Source organism: Cloacibacillus evryensis DSM 19522, from assembly GCF_000585335.1.
GTDB classification, from domain to species: Bacteria; Synergistota; Synergistia; order Synergistales; family Synergistaceae; genus Cloacibacillus; species Cloacibacillus evryensis.
In genome coordinates, this window is record NZ_KK073872.1 from 818,544 (window position 1) to 840,146 (window position 21,603).

Here is a 21,603-nt window from a genome sequence, read left to right on the forward strand (position 1 = left end):
GCGCGGCATTTTACGCGCCGCGGGACGTATTTTTAAGAGAGGATGTCCCACAGCAGCTTCAGCAGCAGCAGCGCCAGCACGGCGAGCATCATCGGGCGGATGAAACGCGCCCCTTTCGTCAGCGCGCAGTGGGCGCCGAGGTAGTTTCCGGCGATGCCGCAGACCGCGGCCGGGATCGCCACGCCGTACATTATCGTGCCGGCGAAGGCGAAGGTTATCAGTGAGGCGTAGTTTGAGGCCAGGTTAAGTATTTTTGCGTTTCCCGAGGCGGTCTTGAGATCGAACTTCATGAGAGACGAGAAGGCCATTATCGCGAAGGTCCCCGTTCCCGGCCCGAAGAGGCCGTCGTACCCCCCGATCAGCAGCCCGATCATAAAGGCGATCGCTGCGGCTTTGTCGCGCCCCATTTGAGCGGAATCGTCACTGTCGCCGAGGTTTCTCTTGAGAAATATGACCACCGCCGCGCAAGGCAGTATGATGAGGAGCATCGTCTTGATCGTCTGGTCGCTTAGCATCAGCGCAGTCTTAGCGCCGACGGCTGATCCGATGAAGGAGCCGACCGCGGCGATCGCCGCCGCGCGCAGGTTGACGGCGCCGCCGCGCCAAAATTTGAACACCGCGAGAGTGGTGCCGCAGGAACTTGAAAACTTGTTGCAGCCCAGCGCCAGATGAGCCGGCATACCCGTGAATATATAGGCTGGCAGTGAAATGATCCCGCCGCCGCCAGCCGAGGCGTCGACGAATCCCGCGAGAAATACTAAAAAGCATACCAATATCAGCGACATTGTTGAAATATCAAAACCAGCGGCCATAGAAAATCTCCTTATTATAAAGTCAAGTGCCGAGTATTATATTATAATATACTCTTATAAATATACATGGTTTTTGAATATTATTCGCCGGAAGAGGGGCGTTTTATGATGGAGTACGGCATTATAACTGACGAAATACTGGCGGCGCTGGCGGAGATAGCCGGACCCGCGCATGTGTGGACGGCGGAGGAAAAGCTGGAGGCCTGTTCGCGCGACGAGACTACGACGCTGCGCGCCGGCGAGCGTTACCTGCCGGATGCCGTCGTCGCGCCGGCTTCGGCTCAGGAAGTATCCGAAATATTGAAACTTGCCAACAGGCATGTGATACCGGTCACCCCGCGCGGCGGCGGCACAGGGCTGTCGGGCGGAGCGCTGCCCGTATGCGGAGGCATAGTCATCTCCGACGAGAGGCTGAACCGCATAATAGAAATAGACGCGGAAAACCTCGTGGCCGTCACCGAACCGGGCGTCATCACCAGCGAGATAAACGCCGCGGCCGCCGAAAAGGGGCTCGCCTATACTGGATACCCGATGAGCGTGCTCTCCTGCCATATCGGCGGCAACATCGCGGAAAACGCGGGCGGCGGCAACGCCGTCAAGTATGGCGTCACGATGCGTTATGTGCTGGGACTGGAGGTAGTGCTGCCGACTGGAGAGATATTGACGCTCGGAGGCAAGCTGATGAAGGACGTCTCCGGCTACAGCCTGAAGGAGCTCTTCGTCGGTTCGGAGGGCACTCTCGGCTACGTGACGAAGATAATCCTCAGACTCCAGCCCCTCATGAAAAACCGCGCCGCGCTGCTCGCCCTTTTCTCCGATACGGAAACGGCGATAAAGGCCGTGCCGAAGATGATGGCGCACGGCGGCATCGTCCCCTCTTCGATCGAATATATCGACGCCTATTGCTACCGTAAAGCATGCGGCTTCCTCAATGAGGAGCTGCCGATGTCCGGCGTCGAGGCGGTGCTGCTCGTCGAAGTCGACGGAAGCAATCAGGAGTCGCTTGACATGGATATCGAACGCGCCGGCGAGATACTCTCGGCGGAGGGCGCGGCGGAGATCTATGTCGCGGATACGCGTTCCACACGCGAGCGCATCTGGTCCGTGCGCCGCAGCATCGACGAGGCGCTTCGCCTTACGGACCCGGTGCAGGCAGACGAGGACATCGTCGTGCCGATCTCCAGGATACCCGAAGTCGCCCGCGGCCTGCGCGAAATAGAGAAAAAATACGGCGTGCCGATCGCCAACTTCGGCCACGCCGGCGACGGCAACCTCCATCCGACGATTCTGAAGCCCGCGGAGATGACGCTCCCGGAGTGGGAGCGCGTCGAAACGGAGATAGAATGGGATATATTCCGCCTCACAGACTCGCTCGGAGGCGTCATCAGCGGCGAGCACGGCATCGGCAGCAAACGCAAACACTATTTTATGGAGCTCTGCCCGCCGCAGAACCTTGAACTCATGAGAAAGATAAAGCTGGCGCTCGATCCAAACAACATAATGAATCCGGGCAAAATTTTCGACTGAAAGATCCGGTCGAAGCGGCGCGCCGAAAAAGGGGGGACGACAGCCTGCGGCAGGCCGCGTTATGATGTCTCGCATTTTAAGTCAAAAAACCACTATGAAAGGGAGTATTGAAAATGGCGGCAAAACAGAAATACACATCCGCGCAAATCATGCATTTTTTGATCCCGTCGCTTATCGGTGCCATAGTCTTTCTTCTGCCCATTCCAATGAAGGGCAGCCTCAATACCATACTTGGCATCGCGATCGACTGGGGAAAGGCGATCCTGAAGCCGTGGCTGCCGGGCACCGCGATGGTGCTCGTCGTGCTGTCGGCCCTGGCCTCGCTGTGGGCGACGCTCTGCAAACCTGAAAAGATCGCAAAGGATTCTTTCTGGGGCGAACTGTTGATCGTCAGGCCCTTTTGGCTCGCCTCGCGTCTCCTCGGCGCGGCGCTCTATATCGTGATTTTCTTCAAACTTGGTCCCGAGATAGTCTGGAACATGGATAACGGCGGCACTCCGGCGATCATCCTCGCCCCGGCGCTACTCATAATCTTCATCGTCCTTGCCGGCGTCGTGCCGCTGCTGACGGACTACGGCCTCATGGAATATGTCGGTACCTACGCGCGCCCGATCATGGGCCCGATGTTCAAACTCCCGGGCCGTTCCGCCGTCGACTGCCTCGCCTCCTGGGTCGGCAGCTGCTCTGTCGCCGTCGTCATCACGACCAAAGTCCACGACCAAGGTTACTACTCCGACAGGGAGGCCTCGATCATCACGACGGCCTTCTCCGTCATCAGCATCGCCTACATCTACGTCATGGCGGATTTCGTCGGCCTGCCGAACATGTATTTCCAGATAATGGCGGCGGTCTACGCGGTGACGTTCATCCTCGCGCTCATCATGCCGCGCGTCTGGCCGCTCTCCTCGATGCCGGACACCTTCTCCGGCAAGGCCGGCAAACAGCGCATCGGCGACGACATCCCTAAGGGATATTCGCTCGGCGACTGGGCGATCAAACTTGCGGTCGAGCGTTCGGCGAAGCAGACCACGGCGATGACGATCGATTCCGGCGTGAAGACCTTCGTCTCGCTCGTCGTCAGTACGATGCCGCTTGTCGTCGCCTGGGGAACCGTCGTCCTCATCATCGCCAACAACACGCCGGTATTCCAGATACTGTCCGCGCCCTTCGCCTGGTGCCTCCAGCTCATGAAGATACCCGAGGCCAAAGAGGTGGCCCCCGCGTTCCTGCTCGCCTACGCGGACCAGTTCCTTGCCGCCGTCGTCGGCTCCGGCCGCACAGCCGTCGCCGCGAAGTTTATGTGCGCCTGCATCTCCGGCACCGGCCTCATCTACATGACCGAAGTCGGAGTCCTCATCCTCCAGTCGTCGATACCGCTCGGCTTCTGGAAGCTGACGGGGATATACTTCATCAGGGCGGTGCTCAGCGTATTCCTGCTCGCGCCCTTCGCCTGGCTCTTCTGTTAGCTGTGCGACGCTGATCATTCACGATAAAAAACGGGAGGCATCCCTCGTTGAGATGCCTCCCGTTTTCTGTTGTCTGGAAAATTTTACTTTGCCGCCTTCAGCCGTCCGTCCTTCTCGTATTCGTTGAGCTGCTTTGAAACTATCGAGGCCAGGCCGAGCAGTGCGACGAGGTTCGGGAAGACCATTATTCCGTTGAAGAAGTCCGCAAGCTGCCAGGCGAGGTCGAGCTGGAGCACCGAGCCGAGCACCAGGAAGACTACGACGATGAGGCGGTAGGGGAGAAGTCCCTTCTCGCCGCAGAGGAAAATTATGTTCTGCTCGCCGTAGAAGTACCAGCCGATGACTGTCGAGAAGGCGAAGAAGAAGAGGCAGAGCGCCACAAACGGTACGCCGAGCTGGCCGAGGCCGATGCTGAAAGCCTTCTGCGTAAGCGCGATGCCGCTGGTATGTCCGTCGATCGCTCCCGTTACGAAGATGACGAATGCCGTCATGTTAAGGACGCAGAAGGTGTCGATGAACACGCTGATGATGGCGGCGTAGCCCTGTTCGCAGGGATGCTTGACCTTTGCCACCGCGTGCGCGTGAGGCGTGGAGCCCATACCGGCTTCATTGGAGAAGAGGCCGCGTGCCACGCCGTAGCGTACCGCCTGTTTGATCGAGACGCCGATGAGGCCGCCAGTCGCCGCCGCCGGGTTGAAGGCGCCCTTGAATATCATCCAGAAGGCGTGGGGGAGCTGCGTGAAGTTCATTATAAGGATGATCGCGCCGCCGATGAGGTACATCGCCGCCATTACGGGGACGAGCTTTTCTGTGATGGCGGCGATGCGTCCGATGCCGCCGAAGAATACGTAAGCGCCGAGCGCGGCGAGGAAGATGCCGACGTATAGCTTATTCCAGCCGAAGGCGACGTTGCAGGCGTCCGCTATCGAGTTCGTCTGCACCGCGTTGCCGATGAATCCGAGCGCGATGATGAGGGAGACGGAGAAGAATACCGCGAGGGGTTTGCAATGCAGCCCGTTCATTATATAAAAGGCCGGGCCTCCCACCACTCTGCCGTCTGGTTCCTTATGCTTGAAGACCTGCGCGAGCGTCGCCTCGGCGAAGATCGTCGCCATTCCGAGGAAGGCCGCGACCCACATCCAGAAGATGGCCCCGGGGCCGCCCATCGCGATGGCGGTCGCCGCGCCCGCGAGGTTTCCCGTTCCCACCTGTCCCGCGATCGCCGTGGTGAGGGCCTGGAACGAACTCATGCCGTCCTTGCCCGCCCGCTTCCCAAAGAGGTTGATGCCTCCGAAGACCGCCTTGAATGCCTCGGGGAACTTTCTGATCTGGACGAACTTGAGCCGGATCGTGAAGTAAAGTCCCGTACCGCAGAGAAGCGGGATAAGACACCATAAGCCCCAGATAAAGCTGTTAATATCGGTTACCAGTTGAGTGAGCTGCTCCATAATAATGAGTTCCTCCTATGTTTTTACCGCCGTTGTTAAAGCTAATGACGGCACGATTGTGAATACATTCTCTATTATTGTCATTAACCCGCTGCGTTTAATAGTAAAATCAATGAGAAGAGAGCAAGCATAAAACTCTTGACGTAACAGAGGCATTAAAAATAAGATAAATCCGATAATTGTTGATAAAATAAAACGGCCTGAAAAATTCAGGCCGCGTTTCGTGTCAGTGTCAGACGCCGCGTAAGATAGGGTCCGCTATTTTGCGTTGCGGCAGTGCGCCATGAGATAGGCGTCGACGAAATGTCCCTCGTGGCTGCGCATCCAGTCCTTCGCGATCCCCTCGACCTTGAATCCCGCCGACTTGCAGAGCTTCAGCGCGTTGACGTTGTCCGTCGGTATCTCGACTTCGACGCGCTCCATCATCAGTTCGTCGTCGGCAAAATCGAGCGCCGAGGCCATCAGCGCCTTTCCAAGCCCCTGCCCCTGCCATTTCGGGTCGACGATGATCCTTAAAGTGGCCATCCGCCTCAGGAATATCTGATGATTGACCTGCAGCAGCACCACGGCGCATATCTCCTGCGGCTCCGTCTCCGTCTCGAGCACGAACATGTGATCGAACTGCGTGAGCCCCGCTATCAGCTGTCCCACATCCTCAAATTTCCCGGTGGAGAAGTTGAACAGCCGTCCCTCCGCCACCTTAGCATTTATTTTATCGATGCCCTCGGCATCCCTGTGAGTTACGGGCCTTATCCTCATATCTCCGCCCCCTCTCCGCGAAGCCTTCCCATCAGGTATTCGCTGACGAACGCCCCCTTCACGACGGCGGCGTGTTTTTTCGTCGCCTCCACCATGAAGCCGAGGTCTTTGTAGAGCTTTATCGCCCTTTCATTCTCCGTCAGTACGAGCAGTTCCAGGCGGTGGAGCATCAGTTCGTTGTCCGCGCGGTCTACCAGGTGTTTCAAAAGACGGTGTCCTATCCCCATTTGCTGAAAGTCTGTGTCTACCATCACGGCGATGAAGGCGCTGTGCGAACGGCAGGGCTCCCTGTTCGCCATCATTACGGAGAAGCCGACGACCTCGCCGTTTTCTACCGCTACGTAGCCTCTGTCCCTTCCGGTGAGTGAGTTTAAAAAATCTACAGTGGTATTGATCCTCTCGCTGGAAAGGGCCAATACGCCCTCACACACGCCGTTCTGCCTTCTGATGGAGGCGATCGCCTCCGCGTCCTCAAGCATTACAGGTCTTATTTCCAAAACGCCGGACCTCCCGAACATTTGTGATGGCTTCTATTGTACTCTAATCACACCTCAATCGCAAAAAGAAAAAAGCGGGTAAAATTTTTTCATGCCGCTGTGATATCATCTTTGAGAAGGAGTGTGACGGTAAAAAATGAAATATAAAAGCACACGGCAGCTGGAAAACATGAACTTCAAGGAGGCGCGCGCCCTCTATAAATCGATGGGATGTTCCGACGCCGACCTCAAGGGGCCGGTCATCGGCATAGCCAACTCCTGGAACGAACTGGTGACAGGCCATTTCAACCTGCGGCAGGTCGCGGAATTCGTCAAGAAGGGCATATACCGCGCGGGGGGCGCGGCGGTCGAGTTTGGGATGATCGGGGCCTGCGACGGGCTCGCGAGCGGCCACGGCGGCATGAAATACATACTGCCGTCGCGCGAACTGATCGCTAGCGACCTTGAGAGCATGGCGAGGGCTCACAACCTCGACGGTCTCGTGATGCTCGGCTCGTGCGACAAGATAGTCCCCGGGATGCTGATGGGCGCGGCGCGCCTCGACATTCCAGCGATCATGGCCGTCGGCGGGCCGATGCTCGGCGGCGTCGAGTTCGACGGACGGAAGAGCGACTCGACCTCGCTCTCCGAGGCGGTCGGCATGTTTGAAGCGGGGACGATAGGGGAAGACGAGCTGAACAGGCTGGAGGAGACGTCATGCCCGAGCTGCGGATCGTGCTCCTTCTACGGCACCGCCAACTCGATGGGGGCCCTCGCGGAGGCGATGGGGATGTCGCTTCCGGGGTCGGCGCTCATTCCCGCCGTCTACGCGGAGCGCCTCAGAAGTTCCGAAGAGGCGGGGCGCCGGATCGTCGAGCTTGTGAATAAAAATATCACCGCGCGCAGCGTGATAACGGAGGCCTCTCTGGAGAACGCCGCGGTCGTGATGCTGGCCACCGGAGCGTCGACGAACTGCGTGATGCACCTCTGCGCGATCGCCTACGAGGCCGGGCTCGACCCGAAGAAAATATTTGCGGCGATCGACGCGCTCAGCGAAAGGGTCCCTCTCGTTGCGAAGGTGAATCCAGCCGCGCAGTACGATATGGAGGCCTTCTACCGGGCCGGCGGCGTCCGGCAGGTCATGCGCGAGGTGAGGAGCCTGCTTCACCTTGACGCCGTTACCGTGAACGGCCGCGCGCTGGGGGAGAACATAGACGATTTCCGGAATCCCTACGGCGCCGACCTGAACGTGATAAGAAGCGTGGATGAGCCCTTCAGCCGGGAAAAGGGATTGTGCCTGCTGCGCGGGAACCTCGCGCCCGAAGGCGCGGTGGCAAAGCCGGCGGCGATGGACCCGTCGATGTTTTGCTTCACGGGGCCGGCGCGCGTCTTTGATTCGGAAGAGGAGGCGAACCGCGCGATCCTCGCGAAAGAGATAGCGCCGGGCAGCGTCGTTGTGGTGCGCTATGAGGGGCCGAAGGGAGGCCCGGGGATGCGCGAGATGTTCCACGCGATGAAATTCCTCTACGGCATGGGGCTTGCGAAAAAGGTCGCGCTGATAACCGACGGGAGATTCTCGGGGACCAACAACGGCTGCTACGTCGGGCACATCTCTCCCGAAGCCGCCGAAGGCGGCCCGCTCGCGGCCCTGCGCGACGGCGACATGATCACCATAGATATAAATAAAAAAGAGGTGTCGGCCGACCTGTCCGGAGAGGAGATCGCCTCTCGCCTTAAAGACTGGCGCGCGCCCGTTCCCGACGCGCCGGACGGCTGGCTGAAGATATACGCCAAACTGGCGGCCTCGGCCACAGACGGAGCGATGATGAAAATATAAGGTCAAAACTACAAAAATTGGATCAAAATTGTCTCAATACGTATTTTAATCTTGACTTTAATGATAACTGGGTTATGATATTAATAATGATTTTGATTTAGAAAAGCAGATTTCATAAAGACAGAAAGGTGCGATTCAAAATGGTTATCGATGCGAAAATGGAAAAGGCGTTAAACGGGCAGATACGTGCGGAGCTGGAGTCCGCCTATCTTTATCTCTCAATGGCCTCCTGGCTTGACGCCAACGATCTTCCGGGCTGCGCCCACTGGATGAAGAAGCAGGCGGCCGAAGAGCAGGAACACGCGATGAAGATATACGGGTATGTCGTCTCCCGCGGCGGCCGCGTCGTTCTCGAGGCCATCGCCGCCCCGCGCAGCGAGTGGAAGAACGCGACGGAGATATTCCAGCAGACCCTTGAGCACGAACAGAAGGTGACGGCCCTCATCTACGGACTCGTCGAACTGGCGATGGAGATGAAGGATTACGCGACACGCGGGCTGCTCTCCTGGTTCGTCGAAGAACAGGTCGAGGAAGAGGAGCACGCGATGGAGATCCTCGCGAAGTTCAGGAAGCTCGGCGAGATCCCCATTTCGCTGGCGATGATTGACAAGGAACTCGGCGAAAGAGCATAGTATCTTTGAGATATGAATGTGCCGGGCTTTAAACGGTCCGGCACATTCGATATAAGGGTGTCGCCAAAAATATGACAGGGAGGTAAATAGGATGGGCAATATAGATATGAAGGCGCTTTTTTCACTGACCTACGGGATGTATATCGTCAGCACGGATCTTGAGGGCAGGCTCAACGGGCAGATCGCCAATACCGTGATGCAGATCACCTCGGAGCCGGTCTGCGTCGCCACCTGTCTCAACAAGGCCAACCTTACGACGGATATGGTCGCGAAGAGCGGACGCTTTTCCGTCGCGATCCTCGAACAGGATGTGCCGATGACCTTTATCGGCCAGTTCGGCTTCAAGTCCGGCCGCGATATCGACAAGTTTGAAAACGTCAAGTACAGCCTCGCCGGAGCCGGGACCCCGCTCATCGAAGAGTGGAGCGTCGCGGCCTTTGACGCGAAAGTCGTGAGGACGATAGAGATGCCGAGCCACATGCTGTTCATCGGGGAGGTCGAGGAGTCGGTCTATTTCAAAGAGGCCCCGCTGCTCACCTACAGCGACTACCACAAGATCAAAAAGGGTAAATCGCCGAAGACCGCGCCGACCTTTGGCTTCAACACCCTCAAATAGCGCATTGAAACCGCTTGAGGAGACGCCGGCAAGGATCGCGAGCCGGGAGATTTTTGAAAAGATATACGACGATTACAACAAGCGGATCTATGTGTCACCCGACCCGCTTCAGTTTTTATACGATTATGAAGATACCGCCGATAGGGAGGTAGTCGGGCTCATAGCCTCGGGGCTCGCCTACGGCAAGGTGGCTCAGATATTGAAGAGCGTCAGAAAGGTGCTTGACGCGCTCGGACCTCACCCCGCCGAATACCTTAAAAACAGCTGCCGGCGCGATCACGAAGAGAAGCTCTGCGGTTTTGTCCATCGCTTCACCGACTGCGGCGAGATGTGCGGCTTCCTTGCGGCGACCGGCGAGGTGCTGCGGCGCTGCGGCAGCCTTGAAGAGCTCTTCGTAACCGGATATAAGGGGGATATGGGGGCGGCGATGGAAAACTTTGCCGACACCTTCAACCGCTGCGCGGGGCGCGAGAACATGTTCCTGCTGCCGCGTCCCTCCAAGGGCAGCGCCTGCAAGCGCATGGCGCTCTTCCTGCGCTGGATGGTGCGCCGCGACGACGTCGACCCCGGCGGCTGGCGCGGCATATCGCCGGCGGAGCTGCTGATCCCGCTCGACACCCACATGTTCAATATCACGACGACGCTCGGGCTCTGCCGTTCAAGGAGCGCGAACGGCAGGGCCGCGGCGGAGATCACAGAGAACTTCCGGGAGATATGCCCCGGCGACCCCGTGAAATACGATTTCGCGCTGACGAGATACGGCATCCGCGAGGAGATGACGGTGGAAGAGCTGTTCGCGAAGTGGCATCTCGACCGCTGATGGAAAATACGGAAAATGGCGCCCCAGACAAAAGAGCCGCGGAAAGATACAGCGGCCCTCTTGCCTGAAAAATACCGCCTCCGTAGTTCTTCAGGTTCTCTCGCCATTCATTCGCGTTCTCTTGGATTCTCTCGTTTTTCGGATATAGTTATGTATATTTGCGAGATAAAACGAATGAAAGCGAGAGAATCAGAGCGAAAGAGAGGGCGGCGTGATGATCCCATTTGAAGATTTAGATGTCGAGTTTAAAGAGTGTTACGTTCCGGATATAAAAAAGAGGTATTGGCTTTTGTAAATACAGACGGCGGAGTATTGTCTGTCGGAATCAGCAGGGACGGCAAGGTCGTCGGCGCGGAGGACCCCGACGATGCAATGCTGCGTATATCTTCCGCGCTGAGAGATTCCATCAGGCCGGACGTGATGCCCTTCGTTCAGCTCAGGGCGGCCGAACGGGAGGGAACGGCTGTCATTGAGATTGCGGTTCAAACAGGTACGGCGAGGCCTTATTATTTACAGGATAAAGGACTGAGGCCATCCGGTGTATACGTTCGCCGGGGCAGCGCCTCTATACCCCTGAGCGACGAAGGTATTCGGGAGATGATCATACAGAACAGCGGAAAATCCTATGAGGACTGCCGCAGCATGGAACAGGATCTTACCTTTCGCGCCTTTGAGAGTGAGATGGCGGAAAGATCGGTCGAACTGGGAGATTCCCAGATGCGGCCCCTCCATCTCATAGGGGAGGACGGACTTTACACGAACCTGGCGAGGCTGCTCTCCGACCAGTGCGGCCATACGATCAAAACAGCTATTTTCCAGGGTACGGATAAGGCTGTCTTTCGCAGCAGGCAGGAGTTTTCCGGGTCGCTTCTCAAACAGCTGCGCGACGTCTATCAGCTGGTAGATATAAACAATAAAACAAAGGCGACCTTTTCCGGCCTGAACCGCACGGACTTCGCAGTCGCGGAACCCCAATCTTGCCGCGGTATTTTATCGTATGAGGCTGATCGAGAGCTATGGGACCGGCATTGGGAAAATCATCCGCCTCTATAGCGGCGAGGGGAAAGAGCCCCAGTTTGAGACGGCCAAAGGAGCATTCCGCGTCACACTTCCAAACCGCAACGAAGATGGGCCGAAGGCACGGTTTGCGGAACCGATAGATACGCTGCCTGAGAATGCCGTCGGCGCCGGCTTGAAGGAAGCGGCAAAAACAGCGTATACATGCCGGTGAAGTAACGATCTGCCTATGGCCGCGTTTTGATTTCGGCGCGGCGATTTACCGCGACGCCCGGTGATGCTATAATCATCCCAAATAGGAAAAAGGAGGCTGCGGCTGATGATAAATTCTGTACTTCCCTACTGGGACCAAAATATCGACCTCGACATCGCGCCGTGGGTTCCTTACGGAAAAGATTACTCGCCAGTGACGGTGAACAGGCTCTATGATCCGCTCCTTGGCAGCCTTGCGGGGCTTGCGCTTGAGATGAAGAGCGAGTTCCTCTATCTGCGCAGTTTTCAGAGCGGAAATATTGGCACGATGGCGCGCCAGAATATGATCGATCCCGGACGCAACGGAGGGATAGAGCTTGGCTTCACTATGGTCTTCTCCTACTCCGAGATGCTTGAGCATTCGGTCCTGCCGTTGCTGCGCCAATATCCGGGGCTGATGGCGGGGCTCACTCTATGCGATATATGGAGCGAGAACGTCCTTGTGGATGAATGCAAGGTGCTGCTGCTCGTCAACGAAGACCCGTTCTTTAACGAGGGGGCTTTCATGGAATCGCTCTATAAGTCGTTTCAGGTATTTGCGGGACGCGAAAACTCAAATCTTTCGTTCTTTGCCGAGAAGTTCGGCTATCGGCGTTTTTCCATAAGCTATGAAACGGACAATCTCACGCAGATGCGGATAACGCAGGCTCTGTTCGACATGGAGCTGGACGCGACGAAGGACGTCCTCGGCCCCGTGCCGGAGCTGAAGATCCCGCCGCTGCCGTCGATCGGGCAGTGAGGGCCGGGAAGGAAAGAAAATAGGGGAATAAACAAGAGGCAGGGCCGCGCGTAAAAGCGCCCCCTGCCTTTTGCTATGGTTTCACCGCGGTTATGAGGGCGCTTGCCGACACTCCCTCGATATCTCTCATGTCGTCTGCCGTGAGGTCCATGACGCTGCTCTTTACCACTTCGATGTTTATCTCGTGCGGTTTGGTTATCGTCACGCTGACTTGCGTAAATCCCGCTTTCTTGAGTTTTTCCGCGTACTCTTCCGCCGGAAGAGCGCCGGCTACTCACCCTGACCAGGCGGCGGGGCTCTTTTTCAGCTTTTCAGGCACCCTTTTCATCAGCACGACATCCGAGACGCAGAAGCGTCCGCGGCTTGAGAGTACGCGGAATGCCTCGCCAAAGACCCTGTCTTTGTCCGGAGAGAGGTTGATGACGCAGTTCGAGATCAGCACGTCGACGCCGCCGTCGTGCAGCGGTATATCTTCGATGTAGCCGCGCAGCAGGGTTATGTTCCGGAATCCGAGCCGGTCGATGTTCTTTCTCGCCTTGTCGAGCATCGCCTTCGTCATGTCGAGGCCGTAGACGTGCCCCTCCGTACCGACGCGTTTGGCCGCCAGCAGCAGGTCCAGCCCCGCGCCGCTTCCAAGATCGAGCACGCGCTCGCCCGGCTTGAGCAGGGCCGCCTCGATGGGGTTTCCGCAGCCGAATGTCTGTACCGGCAGGTCCCGCAGCGTCTCTTCGTCATAGTTGTCTTTTGTCATATCGCTGATCGAAAGCGTCTCTTCGCCGCCGCGCGATACCGCCTCCGTATATGCCTGTTTGATCGATTCCCGTATATCCGGCAATTCGCACACCGTTCCTTCAATATATTCTGATACTTTATCGTATTGACAGATGTCGATACGATTATATTATAGCAATATATTCAAGAAAATCAATATGTCTATCTGTTTTCCGCAAGGACTTTGAGGAGCTTTGCCTCGTCGATGTTTCCGCCAGAAACGACGATGCCGGTCCTGCGTCCCCCGACGGGGGCCTTTCCGGCCAGCAGCGCCGCGATGCCCACGGCGCCGGCCCCCTCGATCACCTGGTGCTGTTCGCGGTGCATGAAGGCTATGGCCGCGGCGAGTTCTTTTTCGGTGACTTCCAGTATCCCTTTTACGCGCAGCTTCGCGAGCGAGAGGAGGCTCTGCGGAATGCCGCCGGCAAGTCCGTCCGCGAGCGTTTCGCCGTATTCGACCTCTTTTACGCTCCCGCCCTCCCAGGAGACGACCCAGGGGTTCGAGGTATCCGTCTGCACGCCCCATATCTCAACGTTCGGATTCAGCGCCTTCGCGGCGATGGCCACGCCGTTCATCAGGCCGCCGCCGCCGGCCGGAACCAGCAGCAGCTCGATCTCCGGTTCGTCCATAAACATCTCAAAGCCAGCCGTTCCCTGCCCCGCGATGACCGTCGCGTCCTCGAACGACGAGACGTAGGTTATGCCGAGAGACTCGGCGTATTCGTGCGCCGCCCTTTCCGTGAAATCATAATCGCCGTCGGCGACCACGAGCTCTGTGAAGTCCCCGCCGCGCCGGCGGATCGCCTCTTTTTTCGTCTCCGGGCAGGTGTCGGGGACGAAGATCCAGGTCTTTATCCCCAGTTCACGGGCGGCCATCGCCACGCCCTGTCCATGATTGCCGCTCGAGCAGGTCACCACGCCGAGCGCCCTCTCCTCAGGAGAGAGGGAATTCATCTTGTAAAGCGCGCCGCGCAGCTTGAACGAGCCGCAGAGCTGCTGATTTTCGAGCTTCAAATAGACAGGCGCGCCGGCCCTTTCGCTCAGCGCGTACGAATATTCCGTCGGCGTGCGGCGCACGCGGCTTTTGAGAAATTTATAGGCCTTTACTACGTCGGTTATGCCGGGGTTTATCGGGAGCTTGTCCATCGTGATGCCTCCTTGGATGAATTGATATATAATGATGCAATATTAACACAGAGTGGATAGTTTTAGCTAAAGATGTATAATCAGCCGCTATAGCGGGTAATTTCCCGCCGGGAGGTATGATCGATGCCGTTGGAACAGAAAAAGACAAAGTACCCGCTTTTGAGGGTGAAGCTGGACAATATTAGAAAAAACGCGGGCTCTCTCGTCGCGGAGTGCGCGCGGCACGGCGTGAACCTCTGGGGGGTCTCGAAGGGCATATCGGCCTTTCCCGAGGTCGCGCGCGCCTTTGCGTCCGGCGGGATAAAGATAATCGCGGACAGCCGCCTAGACAACATCCGCAGGATGCGCGAAGCCGGGGTGGCGCTTGAATACGCGCTGATCCGCATACCGATGCGTTCAGAGCTGGAGGAGCTCGCGGAGCTATGCGACTACACGCTCATTTCCGACATAGGGACGCTTGAGGCCCTTGCGGAGATTTGTGAGAAAAGCGGCCGTGAGGTGAAATGCGTCGTGATGTTCGACATGGGAGACCTGCGCGAGGGTTTTTGGTTCAAAGAGGCGGAGCGTACCGCGGCCGGGCTGGCTAAGTTTACCGGAAAAATGAAGATCGCCGGCGTCGGCGCCAACTTTGCCTGCGCGAGCGGCGTACTGCCATCCGCCCGGAACCTGACGGAGCTTGCCGCCTGCGGCGCGGCGGTGGAAGCCGCGCTCGGACGCCCGCTCGCGATATATTCCGGCGGAGGCACCGGTTCTTTTGTCATGATGAGGCGCGGCAGCCTCCCGGGAGCCTTCAACAACCTCAGGCTCGGCGAGGCGCTGCTGCTTGGCCGCGACACCTCCTTCGGCATGCTGCTCGACGGGCTGTCGCAGGATACGATGCGTATAGAGGCGGAGCTGGTCGAAGTCCGCACGAAGCCGACGCTTCCGGTCGGCGAGATCGGGCATGACGCCTTCGGCAGCGTGCCCGTATTTGAGGACAGGGGCGACCGCCGCCGCGGCATCCTCGCGTTGGGAAAGCAGGATGTGAACATCTCCGGGCTTGAGCCGCTGGACGATGGAGTGCGTATCATCACGGCCTCCAGCGATCACCTGCTTGTCGATATAGAGGAGCGCCCCGATCTCAAAGTGGGCGACGTCCTGTCTTTCCGGCCCGACTACACGGCGATGCTCTCGTCCTCGACATCGCCCTACGTGACTAAAGTTTTCGAATAAAGGAACCGCTGATTATATGCACCATCCGCGTCACAGGCAGCCCCCGACCGTGGCTCCAACGTATGCGAATACGCCTACGCCCCGCTCAGGGACTGCCTGTTTAGCGGCTGGCACATCTGATGGACAAACCAGCCGATTCGCACGAAATCAAAGATTTCGGCTCTCTGGCCGTAATCAGCGGACGATACGCCAGGTTTTATATAACAAAGTGAATGAATCAGTGTTTTTCTAAAGAAAAATTCTATAAATAGGCAACCGCGGGTCTTTTGTTATATATCGTGGTGTTAAAGAGCCTGGTTTGGTGTAAAATTAGACGGTCAAATCAGGCTCTTTTTTAACTATTATCTGCCATCACTACTGAAGGAGAGATATTTATGTCCACAGGAAGCAAGAGAGACGGTTTCAGTTCCACGCTGGCGGCCCTGATGGTCGCCCTCGGCTCCGCCGTCGGCCTCGGCAACATCTGGAAGTTCCCGTACATGACCGGTACCGGCGGAGGCGGGGCCTTTCTCGTGATCTACCTTTTCTTCGTATTCTGCGTCGCGGTCCCGATCATGATCAGCGAATTCGTCATCGGCCGCCGTTCCCGCATGAACGCGGTGGGGGCTTTCCGCAAACTCACGGGAAATCCGCGCACGCCCTGGTCCGGCATCGGCTTCCTCGGCGCGGTCTCCTCTTACCTTATCATGTTCTTCTACAGTTGCGTCGCCGGCTGGGTCTACTGTTACACGTTTAAGGCGGCCACCGGAGTCTTTGCGGATATCACCAAAGAGGGCGCCGGCGCGATGTTCGCCTCGACGATCGGCGTCGGCGGCGCAGACGCCTCGTTTTTCTCCTCGACGGTGCTCGCGCCGATATTCTGGCAGATACTCGTCCTCGTCGTGGTTGGGACGATAATTTCTCTCGGCGTCGCGCGCGGCATAGAGCGGGCCATTAAATTTATGATGCCCGCCCTCTTTGTCCTGCTGATAATCTGCGTCGTTCGCGCCCTTACCTTGCCCGGAGCGGGAGACGGTCTCCGCTTCCTCTTCCATGTGGACTTCAAACAGGTCACCCCGGGAGTGATCCTCGCGGCGATGGGGCTGGCCTTCTTCAAACTTTCTCTCGGCATGGGCACGATGATCACCTACGGCTCATATTTTACCGATGACGCCGACCTTTCCGTCGCCCCGCTCAAGATCGCGATCGCCGACATCTGCATCTCGATGCTTGCGGGGCTCGCGATCTTTCCGACTGTCTTCTCCTTCGGCGTCGAGCCGGGGGCTGGACCGGGGCTGCTCTTCATCACCATCCCGCTCGTCTTCTCGCAGATGCCCTTCGGACAGGTGCTGCTCTTCGCCTTCTTCCTGCTGACGGCATTCGCGGCGAACGGCGCGATGCTCTCGCTCGTCGAAGTGCCGACTATCTGGATGTCCGAAGAGTTCAATATCTCGCGTAAAAAATCCGCGCTCATCAACTGTGTCATCATCGGCGCGGTAGGCATACTTGCCGCCGGTTCCGCCGACGGTTCGGGGTACTTTGGCGGCATCACCATCTTTGGCAGAGGCTTCTTCGACCTGTTCGACTACCTGTCCTCGAACGTCACGATGCCGGTGGGCGGCCTATGCATCGCGGTGTTCACCGGCTATGTGATGAAGCGCGGCGACCTCTTCGACGAGCTGAGCAACCACGGCATGCTCCGCAACGAGTGCAGGGCTGGCTTCATCCGCGTGCTGCTGCGCTACGTGACGCCGGTGCTCGTCATGGTCATCTTCCTTAACGCGCTGGGGATAATAAAGATTTAGGCTGTCGCTGTTTGTATGCGCAGCCCAGGCTGCCGCTATTTCTGAGGTTCCCGGGGTTTTGCCGGGGCCTCTTTTTTGTCTTCCGCCGCCGGCGCGTCAGGGGGAACGGCTCCCGCCCCGTCGTCTTTCTTCCGGGCGATACTGGCCTCCACCTCGAGCCCGTCCGTCATTATTCCGGCAAATTTCGTGCGCACCCATTTTACGAAGGGAAGGTTGCGCCACCTCAGGTCGAGATCCTCGACGGCGTTGAAGGCGTCGATCTTCTCCCTGATGTCGGAACCGCTGATCTTCTGGTGGTGCTTGAGGCTTTTTAGAACGAGACAGAGCTCTTCCACCTCATCTTCCGAGAGCAGAGAGAAGCGGCGTATCTGCCGCTCGACGGCGATCAGGTGCGGATTGCTCTGTTTTGGGCCGGAGCTGTTCATGATGCGCCCCGCGAGGATACTCGTAAAGGAGCTGATACAGGCGACTCCGATGACCATGAGAAAGACGGAGACGACGCGTCCAGCCTCGGTGTGCGGCACGATGTCGCCGTAGCCTGTGGTGCTGACGGTCACGAAGGAGAACCAGATCGCGTCTCCGTAGCTGATCCGCTCAAAGTTGGAGAAGAGCAGCGCCGCGACGACGATAGAGACCATCGTGACGCCGCCCGCGTAGTGGAGCAGGTTCGTCTTGAAGAAACGGCTCTGCGTCGTGTAGGCGCGCCCGAGGTAGGCGAGGAATTTTATGAAGAATATCAGCTGTATGAGCAGCGACGAGGTGTCGTCCCAGTTCAGCAGTTCAAAGGCGTAGTTGATCATTATGAAGGGGAATACGGGGATGATCGCGACGAATTCGGAGATGTGCGCGGCGATGAAATCCCTGAGGCTTTTGGCGAAGCAGAGGCGCACGCAGAAATCAACGGCGAAGACGGCCCAAATGATATGATCGACGACGAAGATAAAAAAGGGCTGTTTTTCGGGATGAAAATAAAACGCGCCCAGCGCCACGAGCGTGAAGAGGGAAAACAGCGCCAATACCGGCAGCATCACCTCATAGATGAAGAGAAACTGCTTTTTCCTTTGCGGTTTCAATTTTTCTGCCCCCTCTCCGGCCCTATTATAAAAAAGAAGCCGCGGTCCTCCATCCGCAAAAGCGTCGGGTTCCGCGGCGCGAATCCATCTATTTGCCGAGGATGCTCCTCGCGGCCCAGAGGCCGCTCGCCGAGGCCTGGATGACGCCGCGCGTCACGCCCGCGCCGTCGCCGGCGGCGTACAGCCCTTTGATAGAGCTCTGAAGCCCCCTGTCGAGAGCCACCTTGAGGCTGTAGAATTTGACCTCCACGCCGTAGAGCAATGTGTGGGTGCCGTTGATGCCGGGGATGATGTTGTCGAGCGCCGAGAGCATCTCCATGATGCCGACGAGGTGGCGGTAGGGGAGCACGCAGGCGAGGTCGCCCGGTTCGGCGCTTGCCAGGGTCGGCGTGACGAGGCCGCGCGCGATGCGGTCGTGCGTCGAGCGTCTTCCTTTGCGGAGGTCTCCGAGCCGCTGTACGAGGATGCCGCCGCCGAGCATGTTCGCGAGCCGCGCGATGTGGCTGCCGTAGCCGATGGGGTCTTTGAAGGGCTTGGTGAATTTTGTCGAGACGAGGATCGCGAAGTTCGTGTTGCCCGTCTTTTTGTCGTTCTCGCGGTTCGAGTGGCCGTTGACGGTGAGGATGTCGTGGTGGCTCTGGAATTCCGTCGTCACCTCGCCGTGCGGGCACATGCAGAAGGTGCGCACGCGGTCGTCGAAGGTCGGCGTGTCGAGGATCGCCTTTATTTCGTAGAATTGGTCGGTGATGTCCTCCGCCCAGGCGGCGGGGATCTCCACGCGCACGCCGATGTCCACCGGCAGCGACTCTATCTCCAGCCCGAGCGCGTGGACGGTGCGCTCCATCCAGGCCGCGCCTTCGCGTCCGGGCGCCAGCAGCACGTTGTCCGCGAATATCTCTTCGCCGCTTTCGAGCGCCACGCCCGCGGCGGAGCCGTCCTGCTTGAGCAGCACGCGGTCGACGGGCGTGCCCGTCATTACGTCGCAGTTGCCCTTCATCGTTTCGTACATCGCGCCGAGAATGTATTTCGAGCGGTCCGTCCCCATGTGGCGGATCGTCGCGGGGATTATGTCAAGTCCGGCCTGCAGGGCGCGCGTGATCACCTTCTTTGCCAGGTCGCCGCTTGGCTCGAAGAGGGTCTTGCTCGCGCCGTGGCGCAGATATATCTCGTCGGCCTCGGAGATGAGGGAGAGCAGCTTTTCACGGCCGCAGTATTCCTCGAGGTTCCCGCCGAACTCCGGGGTGAGCGTGAGCTTTCCGTCGCTGAAGGCCCCGGCTCCTCCCCAGCCGCAGACGACGTTGCAGGGGCGGCATTGCACGCACTCGGGGCTGCCGAGCTTCATCGGGCATTTCCTGTTTTCGATCGAACGCCCCTTCTCGATGACGATGACCTTTTTACCTTTATCCGTCAGCTCCATCGCGGCAAAAAGGCCTGCGGGGCCGGCGCCCACTATTATCGCGTCGTAACGTTTTGTCATGTTAAATTCCTCCGTAAAAGCAGAACATTTCAAATACTTTTGGACAATTTTAGCATTATACTTGAAACTGACCGCCGGTGGAATGAGTAAAAGGCGTTAACGGGGAGAAACTATGGTACCATTTATATTTTTTATGGCCCGAGTTTATACAGAAATTGAAAAATTTGTGCAAATGCCGCTGTTCTATGTAAAAAAATATGCAATAATATTTCATTAGTGATATGATAAATACGAACGTACTAAAAAGCGGTTGATTCAGGAGGAAATATAAATGGTAGTTAAGAAACAGGACGAAGATTTCAACGCCGAGTCGCTTCAGGCGATCGGCATTATTTTGCAGCAGGGCGATCCCGAATCGCTTTCACTTGATCCGCTTCGCGGCGAAATGCGCGATTTCTGCCGCCGGATAGTCGTCGGCGAGAAATTTAAGGCGGAGTCCGGCTCCTTGCTCGTCATCCCGCTCGCGGATAAAAACGTCCGCTGCGTCGTCCTCGCTGGGACCGGTTCGGAGAGCGAGAGCACGACGGACGCGGTGCGCGAGGCGGCCTTTCGCGTAACGCGCGCGGCGGCCTCGAAGGGACTCTCGTCTCTTTCTCTGACGATGGCGCGCCCGCAGGACGAGAGACGCGCGCGCGCGGCGGCCGAGGGCGCGGTGCTCGCGGGTTATCGTTTCAGCAAATACATTGAAAAAGATGAAAAGGACAGATTCGCGGCTCCTGAGACGGTCGTGATCGTCGACGGAAACGAAAAGGGGATAGCCGAAGGCGGGATAATGGCGGAGGCCCAGTGCTGGACGCGTGACATCGCGAACGAGCCCGGCAACGTGATAAACCCGGTCGCGCTCGCGGCGAAGGCCGCGGCGCTCGCCGACGAGCTCGGCCTTTCCTGCGAGATATGGGACGAGGACCGCATCCAGCGGGAAAATATGGGCGCTTACTACGCGGTGGCGCGCGGTTCGGCGAACCCGCCGCGTTTCATACACCTCGCATACGAACCGAAGGCCGCGGCGAAGGGGCACATCGTACTCGTCGGCAAAGGCCTTACCTTCGACAGCGGCGGCCTCGATATAAAACCGGCCGATTTTATGACGACGATGAAGGGCGACAAAAGCGGCGCCTGCGCGGTGCTCGGCGCGCTGCGCGCGGCGGCGAAGCTCGAGCTGCCCTGGAAGGTCAGCGTCATTATCGCGGCGGCGGAAAACATGCCGGGCGGCGCGGCCTACAGGCCAGATGACATCCTGCGCGCGCGCAGCGGCAAGACGATAGAGATAAACAACACCGACGCCGAGGGGAGGCTTACGCTCGCCGACGCGCTCGCCTACGCCTCCGAGCTCAAACCGGATATGATCGTGGATATCGCCACGCTCACCGGAGCCTGCGCCGTGGCGTTGGGTACGACGACCGCCGGCCTCTTCACGAACAACGACGATCTGGGCGAAAAGATCCTCAAGGCGGGGGAAATGAGCGGCGAACGCTTCTGGAAGCTGCCGATGAACGACCCGAACCTCCGCAAGCAGATCAAGTCGCCCTGCGCAGACCTCGTCAACAGCGGCGGCCGCTACGGCGGCGCGATCACGGCGGCGATGTTCCTTGAGGCTTTTGTCGGCAAGGATATTCCCTGGGCGCATCTGGACATCGCGGCGGCGGATTTTGTGAAGACTCCTTACAGTTACTACGTAAAAGGCGCCTCTGGCTTCGGAGCGCGCACGCTCGCGGAGCTTGTCAGAGAGCTGTAATCAA

Annotated in this window: 21 protein-coding genes; 12 read left to right on the forward strand and 9 right to left on the reverse strand. The window is 58.1% G+C overall.

Going from position 1 to position 21,603, the window contains the following annotated elements:
- Positions 1-32: 32 nt before the first annotated feature.
- Positions 33-812 (reverse strand): sulfite exporter TauE/SafE family protein, encoded by a 780-nt coding sequence (locus CLOEV_RS03545; RefSeq protein WP_034441963.1) that lies wholly within the window; start codon positions 810-812, stop codon positions 33-35.
- Between the two features lie 105 nt (positions 813-917).
- Here CLOEV_RS03545 and CLOEV_RS03550 point away from each other — a divergent pair, with 105 nt between their 5' ends.
- Positions 918-2,339, forward strand: a complete 1,422-nt coding sequence (locus tag CLOEV_RS03550; protein WP_084482159.1) for an FAD-binding oxidoreductase — start codon at positions 918-920, stop codon at positions 2,337-2,339.
- Between the two features lie 113 nt (positions 2,340-2,452).
- Positions 2,453-3,805 (forward strand): YjiH family protein, encoded by a 1,353-nt coding sequence (locus tag CLOEV_RS03555; protein WP_008710596.1) that lies wholly within the window; start codon positions 2,453-2,455, stop codon positions 3,803-3,805.
- An 83-nt stretch (positions 3,806-3,888) separates the two neighbouring features.
- Here CLOEV_RS03555 and CLOEV_RS03560 read toward each other — a convergent pair whose 3' ends face one another.
- The 3 genes from CLOEV_RS03560 to CLOEV_RS03570 all read right to left on the reverse strand — a co-directional run bounded on the left by CLOEV_RS03560 (position 3,889) and on the right by CLOEV_RS03570 (position 6,509).
- Complete coding sequence (locus CLOEV_RS03560) at positions 3,889-5,253, reverse strand: alanine/glycine:cation symporter family protein (RefSeq protein ID WP_034441965.1); 1,365 nt, start codon at positions 5,251-5,253, stop codon at positions 3,889-3,891.
- A gap of 258 nt (positions 5,254-5,511) precedes the next feature.
- A complete protein-coding gene (locus tag CLOEV_RS03565) occupies positions 5,512-6,012 on the reverse strand; it encodes a GNAT family N-acetyltransferase (RefSeq protein WP_008710599.1) in 501 nt (166 codons plus the stop codon).
- On the reverse strand, positions 6,009-6,509 hold the full coding sequence (locus CLOEV_RS03570; RefSeq protein WP_169732188.1) for a GNAT family N-acetyltransferase: 501 nt from the start codon (positions 6,507-6,509) through the stop codon (positions 6,009-6,011). Before CLOEV_RS03570 ends, CLOEV_RS03565 begins: the two co-directional genes overlap by 4 nt.
- A 136-nt stretch (positions 6,510-6,645) precedes the next feature.
- On the opposite strand from CLOEV_RS03570, the gene ilvD reads away from it, so the two are divergent.
- From ilvD to CLOEV_RS03600, 7 genes are all read left to right on the forward strand, one after another.
- Positions 6,646-8,325, forward strand: coding sequence for a dihydroxy-acid dehydratase (gene ilvD / locus CLOEV_RS03575; protein ID WP_084482160.1), 1,680 nt, complete (start codon positions 6,646-6,648; stop codon positions 8,323-8,325).
- Between the two features lie 140 nt (positions 8,326-8,465).
- Positions 8,466-8,957, forward strand: coding sequence for a ferritin (locus CLOEV_RS03580; protein WP_008710602.1), 492 nt, complete (start codon positions 8,466-8,468; stop codon positions 8,955-8,957).
- 91 nt (positions 8,958-9,048) lie between these two features.
- Positions 9,049-9,573, forward strand: coding sequence for a flavin reductase family protein (locus CLOEV_RS03585; protein WP_008710603.1), 525 nt, complete (start codon positions 9,049-9,051; stop codon positions 9,571-9,573).
- A 4-nt stretch (positions 9,574-9,577) separates the two neighbouring features.
- Positions 9,578-10,393, forward strand: a complete 816-nt coding sequence (locus CLOEV_RS03590) for a TIGR02757 family protein (protein ID WP_008710604.1) — start codon at positions 9,578-9,580, stop codon at positions 10,391-10,393.
- Positions 10,394-10,645: 252 nt separating this feature from the next.
- Positions 10,646-11,446: an AlbA family DNA-binding domain-containing protein gene (locus CLOEV_RS03595; RefSeq protein ID WP_084482161.1), complete on the forward strand. Its 801-nt coding sequence runs from the start codon at positions 10,646-10,648 to the stop codon at positions 11,444-11,446.
- Entirely contained in the window at positions 11,391-11,624 is a 234-nt protein-coding gene (locus tag CLOEV_RS17505) for a hypothetical protein (RefSeq protein WP_084482162.1), read from the forward strand. The genes CLOEV_RS03595 and CLOEV_RS17505 overlap by 56 nt, the downstream gene beginning before the upstream one ends.
- A gap of 105 nt (positions 11,625-11,729) precedes the next feature.
- Positions 11,730-12,401 (forward strand): hypothetical protein, encoded by a 672-nt coding sequence (locus CLOEV_RS03600; protein ID WP_008710606.1) that lies wholly within the window; start codon positions 11,730-11,732, stop codon positions 12,399-12,401.
- A gap of 73 nt (positions 12,402-12,474) precedes the next feature.
- Here CLOEV_RS03600 and CLOEV_RS17390 read toward each other — a convergent pair whose 3' ends face one another.
- The 3 genes from CLOEV_RS17390 to CLOEV_RS03610 all read right to left on the reverse strand — a co-directional run bounded on the left by CLOEV_RS17390 (position 12,475) and on the right by CLOEV_RS03610 (position 14,318).
- Positions 12,475-12,606: a hypothetical protein gene (locus tag CLOEV_RS17390; protein ID WP_256182072.1), complete on the reverse strand. Its 132-nt coding sequence runs from the start codon at positions 12,604-12,606 to the stop codon at positions 12,475-12,477.
- A 69-nt stretch (positions 12,607-12,675) separates the two neighbouring features.
- Positions 12,676-13,236 carry a methyltransferase domain-containing protein gene (locus CLOEV_RS03605; RefSeq protein WP_008710607.1) on the reverse strand — a complete coding sequence of 187 codons (561 nt, stop codon included), beginning with the start codon at positions 13,234-13,236 and terminating at the stop codon, positions 12,676-12,678.
- Between the two features lie 98 nt (positions 13,237-13,334).
- Positions 13,335-14,318 (reverse strand): threonine ammonia-lyase, encoded by a 984-nt coding sequence (locus CLOEV_RS03610; protein ID WP_034441967.1) that lies wholly within the window; start codon positions 14,316-14,318, stop codon positions 13,335-13,337.
- A gap of 123 nt (positions 14,319-14,441) precedes the next feature.
- Between CLOEV_RS03610 and CLOEV_RS03615 the strand changes: the two genes are divergently transcribed.
- Together CLOEV_RS03615 and CLOEV_RS03620 are read left to right on the forward strand one after the other, a co-directional pair.
- A complete protein-coding gene (locus CLOEV_RS03615; RefSeq protein WP_034441968.1) occupies positions 14,442-15,530 on the forward strand; it encodes an alanine/ornithine racemase family PLP-dependent enzyme in 1,089 nt (362 codons plus the stop codon).
- Between the two features lie 374 nt (positions 15,531-15,904).
- Entirely contained in the window at positions 15,905-17,314 is a 1,410-nt protein-coding gene (locus CLOEV_RS03620; protein WP_034441969.1) for a sodium-dependent transporter, read from the forward strand.
- Positions 17,315-17,349: 35 nt separating this feature from the next.
- Here CLOEV_RS03620 and CLOEV_RS03625 read toward each other — a convergent pair whose 3' ends face one another.
- Complete coding sequence (locus tag CLOEV_RS03625; RefSeq protein ID WP_034441971.1) at positions 17,350-18,387, reverse strand: potassium channel family protein; 1,038 nt, start codon at positions 18,385-18,387, stop codon at positions 17,350-17,352.
- An 88-nt stretch (positions 18,388-18,475) separates the two neighbouring features.
- Positions 18,476-19,864, reverse strand: a complete 1,389-nt coding sequence (locus CLOEV_RS03630; protein WP_034441972.1) for an NAD(P)/FAD-dependent oxidoreductase — start codon at positions 19,862-19,864, stop codon at positions 18,476-18,478.
- A 271-nt stretch (positions 19,865-20,135) separates the two neighbouring features.
- Here CLOEV_RS03630 and CLOEV_RS03635 point away from each other — a divergent pair, with 271 nt between their 5' ends.
- Complete coding sequence (locus CLOEV_RS03635) at positions 20,136-21,599, forward strand: leucyl aminopeptidase (RefSeq protein WP_034441974.1); 1,464 nt, start codon at positions 20,136-20,138, stop codon at positions 21,597-21,599.
- Positions 21,600-21,603 lie beyond the last annotated feature (4 nt).